At 75.4% G+C, this 12,361-nt stretch carries 11 protein-coding genes and 2 rRNA genes; 5 read left to right on the forward strand and 8 right to left on the reverse strand.

Annotated features, from left to right (window positions below; all coding sequences use genetic code 11):
- Both ACGF07_RS18565 and rrf read left to right on the forward strand, forming a co-directional pair.
- A 23S ribosomal RNA gene (locus ACGF07_RS18565) occupies positions 1-93 on the forward strand; the annotation flags it as partial.
- A gap of 72 nt (positions 94-165) precedes the next feature.
- Positions 166-282: ribosomal RNA gene (gene rrf / locus ACGF07_RS18570) — 5S ribosomal RNA — on the forward strand.
- A gap of 141 nt (positions 283-423) precedes the next feature.
- On the opposite strand, the gene ACGF07_RS18575 is transcribed toward rrf, so the two are convergent.
- The 3 genes from ACGF07_RS18575 to ACGF07_RS18585 form a co-directional block, all read right to left on the reverse strand.
- Entirely contained in the window at positions 424-1,080 is a 657-nt protein-coding gene (locus ACGF07_RS18575) for a hypothetical protein (RefSeq protein WP_350749509.1), read from the reverse strand.
- A gap of 203 nt (positions 1,081-1,283) precedes the next feature.
- Entirely contained in the window at positions 1,284-1,895 is a 612-nt protein-coding gene (locus ACGF07_RS18580) for a TIGR03086 family metal-binding protein (protein WP_350749506.1), read from the reverse strand.
- A 146-nt stretch (positions 1,896-2,041) separates the two neighbouring features.
- The gene (locus ACGF07_RS18585) at positions 2,042-3,706 is read right to left on the reverse strand and encodes a phytoene desaturase family protein (protein ID WP_392899942.1); all 1,665 of its coding nucleotides are present in this window, start codon (positions 3,704-3,706) and stop codon (positions 2,042-2,044) included.
- A 320-nt stretch (positions 3,707-4,026) separates the two neighbouring features.
- Here ACGF07_RS18585 and ACGF07_RS18590 point away from each other — a divergent pair, with 320 nt between their 5' ends.
- A complete protein-coding gene (locus ACGF07_RS18590) occupies positions 4,027-5,307 on the forward strand; it encodes a hypothetical protein (protein WP_392899945.1) in 1,281 nt (426 codons plus the stop codon).
- Between the two features lie 61 nt (positions 5,308-5,368).
- Here ACGF07_RS18590 and ACGF07_RS18595 read toward each other — a convergent pair whose 3' ends face one another.
- The gene (locus tag ACGF07_RS18595; RefSeq protein WP_392899947.1) at positions 5,369-5,944 is read right to left on the reverse strand and encodes a GNAT family N-acetyltransferase; all 576 of its coding nucleotides are present in this window, start codon (positions 5,942-5,944) and stop codon (positions 5,369-5,371) included.
- A complete protein-coding gene (locus tag ACGF07_RS18600; RefSeq protein WP_392899950.1) occupies positions 5,938-7,293 on the reverse strand; it encodes an ATP-grasp domain-containing protein in 1,356 nt (451 codons plus the stop codon). Before ACGF07_RS18600 ends, ACGF07_RS18595 begins: the two co-directional genes overlap by 7 nt.
- A 239-nt stretch (positions 7,294-7,532) precedes the next feature.
- Here ACGF07_RS18600 and ACGF07_RS18605 point away from each other — a divergent pair, with 239 nt between their 5' ends.
- Positions 7,533-8,552, forward strand: coding sequence for a hypothetical protein (locus ACGF07_RS18605; RefSeq protein ID WP_392899952.1), 1,020 nt, complete (start codon positions 7,533-7,535; stop codon positions 8,550-8,552).
- Positions 8,553-8,589: 37 nt separating this feature from the next.
- Here the strand turns inward: ACGF07_RS18605 and ACGF07_RS18610 are convergent, their stop codons facing one another.
- Genes ACGF07_RS18610 through ACGF07_RS18620 form a run of 3 tightly spaced genes read right to left on the reverse strand, consistent with a single transcriptional unit; the run spans position 8,590 to position 11,358 of the window.
- Complete coding sequence (locus ACGF07_RS18610; protein WP_392900316.1) at positions 8,590-9,342, reverse strand: FAD:protein FMN transferase; 753 nt, start codon at positions 9,340-9,342, stop codon at positions 8,590-8,592.
- Positions 9,343-9,371: 29 nt separating this feature from the next.
- Positions 9,372-9,938 (reverse strand): FMN-binding protein, encoded by a 567-nt coding sequence (locus ACGF07_RS18615; protein WP_392899955.1) that lies wholly within the window; start codon positions 9,936-9,938, stop codon positions 9,372-9,374.
- A gap of 52 nt (positions 9,939-9,990) precedes the next feature.
- Positions 9,991-11,358, reverse strand: a complete 1,368-nt coding sequence (locus ACGF07_RS18620) for a ferric reductase-like transmembrane domain-containing protein (RefSeq protein ID WP_392899958.1) — start codon at positions 11,356-11,358, stop codon at positions 9,991-9,993.
- 233 nt (positions 11,359-11,591) lie between these two features.
- On the opposite strand from ACGF07_RS18620, the gene ACGF07_RS18625 reads away from it, so the two are divergent.
- A complete protein-coding gene (locus ACGF07_RS18625; RefSeq protein ID WP_350739651.1) occupies positions 11,592-12,311 on the forward strand; it encodes a response regulator transcription factor in 720 nt (239 codons plus the stop codon).
- Positions 12,312-12,361 lie beyond the last annotated feature (50 nt).

The following is a 12,361-nucleotide window of genomic DNA, read 5'->3' on the forward strand; positions in this document are numbered from 1 at the left end:
GGCTCCCAGTAGACGACTGGGTTGATAGGCCGGATATGGAAGCCCTGTGAGGGGTGGAGTTGACCGGTACTAATAGGCCGAGGGCTTGTCCTCAGTTGCTCGCGTCCACTGTGTTGTTCTGAAACAACGACCGCCCTGTCGGCGGGTCGAAAAGTTTCATAGTGTTTCGGTGGTCATAGCGTGAGGGAAACGCCCGGTTACATTCCGAACCCGGAAGCTAAGCCTCACAGCGCCGATGGTACTGCAGGGGGGACCCTGTGGGAGAGTAGGACGCCGCCGAACAATTCTTCTGAGAAGGCCCTGCCCGGGTTCCCGGGCAGGGCCTTCTCGCATTTCCGGAACGGAACGCAACGGAATCGAGTGGAACGGGACGGAATGGGACCGGGTCGGGTCGGGCGGCGGACGCCCGGTGCCGGGGCGGCGTCAGCCGGCGGGCTGCGGCAGGCGGCTCGGCACCCACAGCGGGGCGGGGCCGACGCGCGGCATGGCGCGCGCGGCGTCCTGTTCCAGCCAGCCGTCCACGCGCTGCGGGTCGGCGTCGCTCAGGTCGACCAGCGCGGCCGCGGCGATCGTGGCACAACACAGGACCAGTGCCAGGGTGTCCTGGCGGCGGTACCGGTCCCGCACGTAGGCCGAGGCGCGGGCCTGGAGGTGCCTGCGGTGGGCCGGGCCGTCCCCGGTGGCCAGCGCCTGGACCCCGTGCCAGACCAGGGTGAGTGCACACGGTTCGGCCGGGTGCGTCACGTCCTCCCGGCGGGCCTGCTCGCGGGCCTCGGCGGACCGCTGCCCAAGCCACCCCAGTGCCGTCGGGCCGTCGTCGCCGCAGGAGCGCAGGACCAGCTCGGCGGCCTGCGCGGCGACGGCGTGCAGGACGGCGGGTGCGGGCACCCGGAGCCCGGGTGCCGGGGCGTCGCCGAAGGAGAGCCACGCGTCCGCGAACGAGGCCGCTCGCAGCCCGCTCACCCAGGCGGGTGCCCCACCGGCGGCACCCAGCCGTTCTGCTGCCCCGAGCCGGACCAACCCCACGGCGACCAGTCGCGCCGCGTCCCCGTCCAGGCCCAGCAGCCGTCCACTTCGCACCTCTGACCCCCAGCAAACGTTCGTCACCCCGTGGCCACACATCCCACCACACGGGACGCGAACGAACTAGACAGGGTCACGTCACATCTCGGACTCGGTCGGCGGAGCCGGCGGGCGCACCGGGCCGCGGCGCTGCCCGACCATGCCGTCCCTTGGCCGCAGCGCGGCCGCCGGCCCCGGCGGACCCGGCGGCGCCGTCCGGCTCAGATGCGTTCGGCGGACCAGTGGGGATCGCGGCCGGTGAGGGCCAGGAGCTGGTCCTGGGTGTCGGCCCCGGGGTCCGGGGTGAGCGGCGGGCCGAACAGGCCGGTGCCGGCGAGGTTGCGGTAGCCGATGAACTCCGCGAGGGCGTAGCGGGCGGCGCCCGGCGGCATGCGGCCGTTCTCCCCCAGGGCCCGGGCGAGGTCCCAGGCGTGCACGACGGTTTCGGCGGTGAGTTCGCGGGCGTATCCGCCGACGTCGCGCAGCCCGTACGGGAGGTGCACCAGGGCGTCGGGGACGCCGGGGCGGTGGAGGGCGCGGACGGCGGTGTCGGCGGCCATGGCCCACACGCCGAGGGGGTTGCGCCCGAGCACGTCGCCCTCGAAGCGGTGGCCGATCTCCGCGGGGGTGTAGCCGGCGACCGCCTGGCACACCCAGAGGTGCTGTGCGGCGAGATGGTTCACCAGGGCGCGGACGTCCCAGTCGGGGCACGGTGTGGGTGCCGTCCAGCGGTCCTCGGGAACGGCCCGCAGCAGGCGGGTCACCTCCGCCACGGCGGCGACGTAGCGTTCCCGGACCTCGGCGTGGAACCCGGGTGGGTGTGGACATTCCATCGGAGGGCCTCCCTCCTGCCTTGCTCACTCTCAGTAAATCGCTACCGGGAGTGACCTGCCACGGGAGCGAAGCGGTAACCGGGCCGCTTGTCCTGGGTGGCCCGACCCTCGGGTGGTCGCTGTCCGTCACCTGCTGGTGCGACCCGTCACCCTCCGTCCTCCTCCAGGACGGCCCGAGCCGCGTTGTGTCCGGGGATGCCGCTGACCCCGCCGCCCCGGACGGCTCCCGCGCCGCACAGCATGACGTTGGGGTGGGCCGTCGCGACGCCCCACCGGGCGGCGGCGCCGGCGCCCGCCGGGGCGGCGAAGAGGCCGGCCTGCCCGTCGAGGCTGCCGGACCACCCACCGACCGCGCCGGGGTCGGCCGCGAACGGGAAGGCGAGGTCGCGGTGGAAGATGTGGCCGCCCGGCAGGCCGATCTCGCGTTCCAGCTCCGGCGGCGTCCTGGCCTCGATGCAGGGCCGCCCGTCGGCGTCCGTGGCCAGGCAGTCGGCGAGCGGTTCGGCCAGGACCGCGTCCAGCTGGGCCAGGCAGGCGGCCAGGGCGCGTTCCTTGGCCGCCGGGTCCTCGAACAAGCGGGCCGGCATGTGCAGACCGAACAGGGTGAGCGTCTGGAGGCCCTGGCGGGCGGCCTCCGGGCCCAGGATCGTGGGGTCGGTGAGGGTGTGGCAGTAGATCTCGGAGGGCGGCGCGGAGGGGATCCGGCCGGCCCGGGCCTCCGCATGGGCCGCCTCCAGCTGGCGGTAGCCCTCGGCGATGTGGAAGGTGCCGGCGAAGGCCTCGCGCGGGTCGGCGGCGGTGTCCCGCAGGCGTGGCAGGCGACGGAGCACCATGTTGACCTTCAGCTGGGAGCCCTCCGGCGCGGGCCCCGGGTCCTCGCCCAGCAGCCGGGCGAGGGTGGCCGGTGCGGCGTTCACCAGCACCCGGCGCGCCGCCGCGACGGCCTCGCCGTCCCGGTGCCGGTAGGACACCTCGGCGTCGCCGCGGCCGTCGGTGGCGATCGCGGTGACCTCGCAGCCGGTCCGGATCTCCGCGCCGGCCGCCCGTGCGGCCCGGGCCAGTTCGGCCGTGACGGCGCCCATCCCGCCGACCGGGACGTCCCAGTCGCCGGTGCCGTTGCCGATCACGTGGTAGAGGAAGCAGCGGTTCTGCAGGAGCGAGGGGTCGTGGGCGTGGGTGAAGGTGCCGATCAGCGCGTCCGTCAGGACCACGCCGCGCACCAGGTCGTCGGTGAAGGTCCGCTCGACCGTCTCGCCGAGCGGCCGCTCGAACAGGTCCGTCCAGGCGGTCTCGTCGCCGATCCGCCGGCGCAGCTCGGCGCGCGTGGGCAGCGGCTCGGTGAGCGTCGGGAACACCCGCTCGGCGACGTGCCCGGTCATCCCGTAGAAGCGCCGCCAGGCCTGCCACTCGCGGTCGGCGCCGGTCAGCGCCCGGAACGACTCGCGGGTGCGGTCGGGGTTCCCGGCGTCCACCAGGAGGCCGGTCGGCTTCCCGTCGCGGACGGCGGGGGTGTACGAGGCGATGGGGCGCCGTCGCAGCTCCAGCCGGAGCCCGAGTTCCCGGATCACCTTCCGCGGCAGCAGGCTGACCAGGTAGGAGTAGCGGGACAGCCGGGCGTCCACCCCCGGGAAGGCCTGGGTGGAGACCGCCGCCCCGCCCACCTCGGGCAGCCGCTCGAGCACCAGCACCCGCCGTCCGGCGCGCGCCAGGTAGGCCGCCGCGACCAGTCCGTTGTGCCCGCCGCCGACGATCACGACGTCGTGCCGGGCGGAGCGTGAACCGGGGCGGGAGGCTGACGCGTCGATGTCCACCCGGCCACGCTACGGCAGTTCGCCGCGGGGCGGAACCGTTCGCGCGCACCGCTCCTGCCGTTCCCCCGCGGGGCTTCGGAGGCGGCGTGCGGGGGAATCCCGTCCGGGGCCGGACGCGCCGCCCGCCGGTGCTGACGGCCCACCACCCTCGACCCGCTTCCACCCGCAGGAGGCCAGCCGTGCCCGCAGGCCCACGACGCACCACGCCGTTCCGGTCCCTGATGTCCGGCCTCTGCGCCGGGTTCACCCTCCTCGCCGTCGCGGCGGGGCCGGCGCCGGCCGCACCGGATCCCGGGCGGAGCCACGCCCCGAGAGCCGCCATGACGAATGATCAGTTCGGCTCGCCGGCGACCGCCACGTACACGATCGGCACCCCGGCGAACCTCTCGGCGCCGTGCGCGGGGCAGAACGCCGAGACCATCCAGGCCGTGGATCCGGCCGCGAACGCCGTGTACGACGCCTGGATCGGCTGCAGGGGCATCGGTTTCGCGGGCTCGGCGGACGGCGGGGCGACGTTCGGCGCACCGGTCACCCTGCCGGGCAGCGTCGGCCAGAAGGGCGGCCGGAGCTGGGACCCGGCGATCACCGTGGCGCCGGACGGCACCGTCTACGTCGCGTTCATGGTCGCGCGCTCCGGTCTCACCTATCCCGTGGTCGACGTCAGCACCGACCACGGCGCCACCTTCAGGACCGCCGGTGCGATCACCCCTCCGGACGCGAGCAACTGGGGCGACCGGGACTTCATCGCCGCCGGGCCGGACGGCACGCTCTACCTCACCTGGGACTACGGGCCGAGCGCGGCCGCCGTGACCTTCGTCTGCTCGCCGAGCGGCAGTTGCGCCTTCGCCACCGGCGACGTCAACGCCGTCCTGCAGAAGTCCACCGACGGCGGCCGGACGTGGAGCCCGATGACGCACATCAGCCCCGGCTACCCGAACAGCGGGGCCGACAGCGCACCGGTCGTGGTCGAGCCGGACGGCTCGCTCGACGTGCTCTACCAGGGCTACGTCGTCACCGACATCCCGACCGACGACCTGACCGTCGCCCACACCTACGCCACCCGCTCCACCGACGGCGGGGCGAGCTGGTCGCCGCCGGTCCGGATCGGCGCCGACGCCGGGACGATGAACAACAGCGAGTGGTGGATCGACGGCAGCGAGGCGCTCGGCCCGGACGGCACGCTGTACGCGACCTGGGACACCCAGGGCCCGGACAGCGACACCGGCTGGCTGGCGTACTCGCGTGACCACGGCTCGACCTGGTCCGCACCGGTCCGGGTGCCCGCGGACACGCTGGACGTCCCCCACATCATGCAGGTGGTCGCCGGCCCGCCCGGAACCGCCTACGTGGGCTGGCTGTCCAGCAGCGACCCGCGCGGTTACGCCCAGTACCTCCGGACCTTCTCGACGACCAGGGGCTGGCTGTCCGCCCCGGTCCAGGTCTCGCGGGACTTCGGCACCGGCACCGTGTGGCCCGGGGACACCTTCGGCCTCTCCGCGCTGTCGCCCACCCGCCTGGTGCTGGCCTGGGGCAGCGCCGTCGCTCCCACGGCGTCCACCGACAGCATCTGGGCCGCGACCGTCCGAGTGGCCCTGCCCTGACGTGCCCCCGGCCCGGTCGTCAGCGCCCCGGGCCGCTGACGACCGGGCCGCGAGCCCGCCGTCAGCCGAGCCGCAGCGGTGCGGTGCCGAGCTCGTGGACCTCCGCGGCCGGCGTGCGGCGCACCGGCACCTCGAGCAGCGCGCCCGACCGCACGCCTTCGACGATCCGCACCAGCCGCCAGCCGTTCGCCCGGTAGTAGGCGTGCAGGGCGGTGTTGTCGCTCCAGGCGTTGGCGCGGACCAGCTCGGCGCCCGCCCTCGCCGCCCGCCACCGGGCCCAGTCGGTGAGGCGCGCTCCGATGCCCCGGCCGGCGTGGCGGCGGTCGACCGTGAAGCGGCTGACGTAGTGGGCGGGTCGGGCCAGTTCCTCCGCCGTCCAGAGCCTGCTGCTCCCGGTCGGCCGGACCGTCAGGGTGGCGATGGGCGGCCCCTCGGGCGCCAGCATCGCCACCACGGTGGCCCGGCGCTCGATCGAGGCGAGGGCGTTCTCGGCGTTCAGGGGCGTCGACCACTGCGTCGAGCCGTGCTCGCGGCCGATCCAGGCCGCCGCGTCCGCCCGCAGCGCCGCCAGCCGGTCGAGGTCGGCCGGTACGGCGGCGCGCAGGTACAGCGGGGCGGGCGCCGCCGGCGTCAGCACGGCTCGAAGGCGAACCGGGCGCGCAGCGCGTCCACCAGCCGGCGGCCCACGGCGTTCAGCGTCGTGCCGTCGGCCGTGGTCAGCGAGTAGCGGGTGACGATCCGGCCGAGCGGTGCACCGGTGTGGACCACCGTGCCGGCGCCGGGCAGTTGGAGCAGCACGCAGTCGTCCGGCCCGCACTCCAGCAGGCCGAGGCCGTCGCCGCAGCGGTGCAGCCCGCCGTCCTTGAGCCGGTGCAGCCCGCCGACCGGAGCGGTCGTGAGCCGGGCGGTGGGGCCGGTGTGCGGGACCAGCAGCTGGGTGCCGCCGACCGGGTCCAACCGGGCGGGGGAGCGGGTGGCGTGGCCGTACCGTTCCAGCACGTGCCGGAGGGCGGCGGGCACCGCCCGCTCCGCCAGCTCCAGCTCGCCCAGGAGCCATGTCGAGCCCTGCATCCGGCAGTTGAGCTCCAGGAGCAGGGGGTTGCGGTCCTCGTCGAGGACGAAGTCCGCGCCGAACAGCCCCCGGTAGCCGAGCCCGGCGAGCTCCGCGCCGATCCGGGCCACCGTCGCATCGGCCCGCTCCAGTGCCCGCGGGGGCAGCGCGGCGGGCGCCTCGAAGTCGCAGCCGGCGTAGGCGCCGAACGGTGTGCCGAGGCCGTCGACCCGGGTGAGCTGGACGGAGGTGCGCAGCACCGAGACCGCACCGTCCACCGACACCAGCCCGTGCACGTTGATCGCGGTGCCCTCGGTGTAGCGGCTCACCAGCCACCGCTCGGCCGGGGCGAGGCGGCGCAGGTCCTCCTCGCCGCGCACCAGGTACGTGCCCTGCCCGCTGGAGCCCTGCGGGGCCTGCACGACGTACACCTCGCCGAACCGCCGGCCCAGCGCCCGGTGGTCGAGCTCTCCGACCACGGTGTCGGGCGGCGTCGCCACCCCGATGGACCGGAACCACTCGCGCTGGGCGACCTTGTCGTTCAGCACCGGCAGGGCCGGGGTGGGGTGCGGCGGCACGACCCGGGCGCCGAGCTCCGCCAGGGCCGCCTGCCAGGGCGCGTGCAACGCCAGGTAGGAGTGGAGGCCGAACTCGCGCCCGTGCCACGCCCGGCCGGTGCGCTCGGGGAGGCGGCGCAGCAGTTCGTCGATCCCCGGACGGAGGCCCAGGTGGCCGCGGACCCGGGTGGCCGCCTCCAGGGAGTGGAACTCGACACCGAACTCGCCCGCCCAGTCCGCGTCGGCGGCCTCGACGCTCAGCACCGTCGACAGGCAGCCCGCCCGCAGCAGGGGAAGCACGACCAGGGGCCGACGGCTGACGGAGAGTCCCGGCCGGGTACGCAGACGGTCGATCGCTTCGTCGTAGGAGGTGATCACCACGCGATTATGGGGACGCCCGGCGGGCCGCCGCGGCATCGCCGTCGCTGCGTGCGCGACCCGCCCAGCCCGCGCCGGGTGGCGACCGGGTGCATGTCACCCGTGAGGTGGACCGCGCCGGTTGACGCGGAGTCGGCCCCGCTGCCGGCGGCCGCCCCCCGTGACGGGGCGAAAGGGGTTCGCGCCGCCGGGCCGGAACGCCACAATGATCCCGTCGGGCACGAGCGTGGGGGGCACAGGTGGGGTGGCTGCTGGGGATCGGCGGGGCGCTGCTGCTCGGGGTGGTGACCAACCTGGTCTACGACTTCGTGAAGTTCGGCGGGTCGCGGCTTCCCCTGGCGCGGGTGCGGCGGGCGCACCTGTCGGCGGGGGCGCGGGCGCACGACGTGGGCGCGGACGGGTTGGTGCCGCTGATCACCTGGTCGGCGGCGCGGCCGTTGACGCCGGGGTCGCTGGTGACGCGCTACGAGGGGCGGCTGCGGCGTCCGCACGTGCTGGACGGCACGGGTTGGGCCGAGGAGGTGGCGCGCCAGCGTGCGGCCGGGGCGGCGGGGCGTACCGCCTACATCACGCGGTTGACGGTCGATCACGGTGAGCACAGCGCGGCGCGGGTGTGCGAGGTGGGCATCACCGAGAGCGACTACGCCGAGTGCATGGCCACCACCCGGCTGGGGCGGGAGGACCCGCGGGCCGGCCGACTGATGCGGGAGGCGCTGGGGCAGGGGCTGACGGCGTTCGTCGCCGTCGCGCCGCCGACGATGGTGAGCGCCTGCGTCGCGGTACGGGACCGCGCCGGGCGGCTGTTGCTGCTCCGCCGTTCGCTGGCCGTCAACACCTTCCCGGCGCAGTGGACGGTGGGGATCAACGAGACGATGAAGTACCGCGACGAGCCGGGCGCGGCCGAGGACTTCCACGGGCTGGTCCACCGGGCGCTGGAGGAGGAGCTGGGCCTGCTGCCGGAGGACGTCGGGCCGCCGGTGATCGGCTGGCTGGGCTGGAGCGAGCGGGCCTCCTGCTACACGCTGGTCGCCACCGTCCGGGCGCGCCTGGACGCCGCCGAGATCGACCGGCGGCGCGAGGCCTGCCACAGCACGTTCGAGCACGACATGGCGGCGTGGGTGCCGTTCACCCGCCGGGTGGTCTCGGCGCTGGTGGAGGGCGGGGAGTGTCCGGACGGTTCCCACCGGTGGTCGTACCTGGCGCCGCTGGTGGCGCGGGAGGCGTGGCGCGCGGCGCAGCAGGAGCGCGCCCGCTGGTGACGCCGGCCGATCGGGCGGCGTGGCGGGGGCGGGCCGGTCAGCGCGCCGCGAGGTGCCAGTCGGCCGGGCCGGACGGCGGGAGGTGGGCCGGCAGGCCGGGTGTCCAGCGCTTCGTCCCGTCCGGCAGCACGGCGAGCGCCTCGACGCCCGGTCGGCGGGCGGCCCAGGACAGCGCCCGGTCGGGGCCCATCGCGAAGGCGGCGGTGGCCCAGGCGTCGGTGCGGGCGATGCCGGTGCCCGGGGCGCCGACCAGGGTGAGGGAGGCGAGGCCGTCCGCCGGGCGGCCGGTGTGCGGGTCGAGGATGTGGGTGCCGCGCTCGGCGGTGCCGGAGGTGGCCACCGCGAGGCCCTCGCCGCTCAGGACGGCCGTGAGGCGGTCGGACCGGTGGGGGTCCGCGATGCCGATCCGCCAGGGGCCGCCGGAGGTCTGGACGTCCCCGCCGCCGCTGACGCAGTACTGCCGGGCGCCGCAGGCGTGCAGCAGCGCGGCCGCCTCCGCGACCGCCCAGCCCTTGACCCAGCCGCTCGGGTCGAGCCGTCCGCCGGGCCGCTCGGTGAAGTAGCCGTCGGTCTCGGCGGCCACCTCGCGGCAGGCCGCGAGCACCGTCCGGACCTCCGGGTCGCAGTCCTGGACGGCCAGTTCGCCGCGCCCCAGCCGGCTGATGTCGCTGTCCGCCCGGTAGGTCGAGAAGACGGCGTCGATCCGGTGCAGCCGCTCGACGATCCGCCGCAGCGCCCCGGGTGTGTCCGGGCCGGGGTCGCGGACGGCGATCGAGAAGACGGTGCCCATCACGGGCTCGGCGTGGCGCAGCACGGGGCTCAGCCCTTCGCCCGGTCGAGGGCGCTCTGCAGCGAGCGGACGTAGCCGTCACTGGTGTAGGTCGCGCCGCTGACCACGTCGATCTGGGCGCTCTGCGCGGAGATCGCCTCCTGGTTGAGGAGGGGCAGGGCGCTGCTGTTGATCTCGAGGTCCCGGCGCTCCTGGCTGGGGTACTTGACCACGTCGACGGCGGTGAGCCGGCTCCCGGAGAGGGTGATCTGCACCTGCACCGGCCCGTAGCGGGTGTTGACGGTGTCCCCGCTGACCTTCCGGGTGGCTCCGCCGGAGGCGGCCGGCGCGGGGGAGGCGGAGGGGCCGGAGGCGCCGGCGGCCGACCCGGACCCGGACCCGGACCCGGACCCGGACCCGGAATCGGAACCGGAACCGGAGGACCCGGAGCCGGAGGAGCCGGAACCGGCACCGGATCCGGAGGACCCGACCGTGCCCGACGACCCGGATCCGGAGCCGATCACCGGCGCCGGCCCGGAGGCCTCGTGCGGTTTGAGGGAGAGCAGCAGCACCACCCCGGCAGCGGTGGCGGCACTGGTCACGACGGCTCGACGCATGAGCGGGACAACTCCTCGGGAACGAAGGGGGACAGGGGACGGCCGGCCGGGTTCAGAAGACGAAGGACTCGCGGTGGATGCGCCCGGCCGGCACCCCGGCCGCCCGCAGGGCGCGCACGGCCTCCTCGGCCAGCGGCTCCGGCCCGCACAGGTACACGTCGTGCTCGGCGAGGTCCGGGACGAGTCGGCGCAGGGCCGTTCCGAGGTCCCCGACCTGCTCCCGCGAGCCGAGCAGCTCGTGCACCGCCGCGCGGCGCCGCCGGGCGACCTCGGCCAGTTCGGCCCGGAACAGCACGTCCTCGGGGCGCCGGGCCCGTTGGACCAGCGTCACCCGGCCCGGCAGCGTCTCGAACAGCGCCCGGAGCGGGGTGATCCCGACGCCCGCCCCGAGCAGCAGGACCTTGCGCTGCCGCTGCCGCCGCCCGGTGAACGCCCCGTACGGTCCCTCGGCCCGCACCCGGGTGCCCGGGCGCAGTCCGGCGACGGCCGCGCTGTGCCCGCCGAGGTCCTTGACCGTGAACCGGAGGAACTCCGGGTGCGGCGGCGCGGAGAGCGAGTACGGGTTGGCGGCCCAGCGCAGCCCGGGGGCCTGGAACTGCAGCCGGAAGAACTGGCCCGGTTCGGCGCGGAGTTCGTCCAGCCGCCGACCGGACAGGAACAGCGACACCACCCCGGCGCCTTCCGGCCGCACCTCGGCGACCCGCAGTCCGTGCCGCCGGTCGAGCAGCCAGGGCCGCAGCAGGCGGAACCAGCCGAGCAGCGCCGCCGTGCCGAAGTACAGGGCGTACCAGGCGGCCTGGCCGGGGCCGCCGCCGAGGTCGGCGCCGGTGGCCAGCTGGTGGGCGAAGGCCAGGGCGACGGCGAGGTAGGTGGCCAGGTGGAGGTAGTACCAGGTCTCGTAGGAGAGGCGCCGCCGCGCCGCCCGGGCGGACACGGCGCCGGTGCCGAGCATCAGCAGGGTGCCGAAGGTCGCCTTCAGCATCTCGGGGTAGTGGAAGACGATCTCCACGCCCTCGCCGACCAGCCCGCGCCCGTCGGTGAGCGCGTAGCCCCAGACGACCGTCAGCACGTGCACCGAGACCAGGGCCACCAGCCACCGCCCGCCGAAGGCGTGCCAGCGGGCGAGCCGGTCGGCGCCCACCCCGCGCTCCACCGGCGGAAGCCGGGCCATCAGCAGGAGCAGCACCGGCGCCGCGTACCCGGCGAGCAGCCCGGTGATCCGCCCGGCACCGGTCAGCCAGCCGGCCGCGCCGACCACGGACGGCGTGTTCAGCCACCACAGTCCGAGCACACCGAGCGTTCCGGCGGCGATCAGGGCGAGCGCCGCCCGGGGCGGCAGGGCGAGCGGCGGGCGCGGCACCGCCCGGTGGCGCGGGCCGGCGGCACCCGGCAGGGACTTCGGTGCGGTGGCAGTGGTCATCGGATCCTCCTCGACTCCCGGCGGCGGCGCGGCCCCGCCGAGGCGCTCCACGATCGCACCGCAAGCTCTGAGCTCCCTCTGAAGTACGCCGGCCTGGAAGGGGGTCCGTGCAGGTCGGACCGGGCCGGCAGGTGTACGAACCGTGCTCCTGGATCTCACCGGTTTCTCATGGCGGCGGGCCAGAATGAACGCCGCCCCGCCATCGGGCCGCCGCCACCGAGTCGAGGAGCACCATGGACGACACCGGCACCGACCGCCCGGACTGGCGCGTCCTGGTCGTCGACGACGAACCGGACGTGGTCGAGGTGGTCTGCGGAGCCGTGCGCTACGAGGGCTGGCAGGCGCGCGGCGCGACCAGCGGGCTGGAGGCCGTGCGCCAGGCGGTGGACTGGCGCCCGCACGCCGTGGTGCTCGACATGATGCTGCCCGACCTCGACGGCCTGGAGGTGCTGCGCCGCGTCCACGCCGGGCAGCCCGAGGTGCGGGTCCTCTTCCTCACCGCCCGGGACGCCCTGGAGGAGCGGATCGCCGGCATCGCGGCGGGCGGCGACGACTACGTGACCAAGCCGTTCAGCCTGGCCGAGGTGGTGGTCCGGCTGCGCGGACTGCTCCGCCGCGCGGCCCCGCCCGCCGGGCCGCGCCCGGTGCCCGAACACGCGCTGGTGCTCGGCGACCTGGTCCTGGACGACCGGGCGCGCGAGGTGACCAGGGGCGGCGAGAGCATCGAGCTCAGCCCGACCGAGTACGCGCTGCTCGCGCACCTGATGCGCCACCCCCGGCAGGTGCTCAGCAAGGCGCAGATCCTCGACGCGGTCTGGTCGTACGACTTCGGCGGCCAGGCGCACATCGTGGAGCTGTACATCAGCTACCTGCGCAAGAAGCTGGACGCGGGCCGCAGCCCGATGATCCACACCGTGCGCGGCGCCGGTTACCTGATCAAGGCCGCGCAGTGACCCCGGCCCGGAGGCCGCGCCGCACGCCGAAGGCCGGCACGCCGAACGCC

Source organism: Kitasatospora sp. NPDC048194 (genome assembly GCF_043202455.1).
Classification (GTDB): Bacteria; Actinomycetota; Actinomycetes; order Streptomycetales; family Streptomycetaceae; genus Kitasatospora.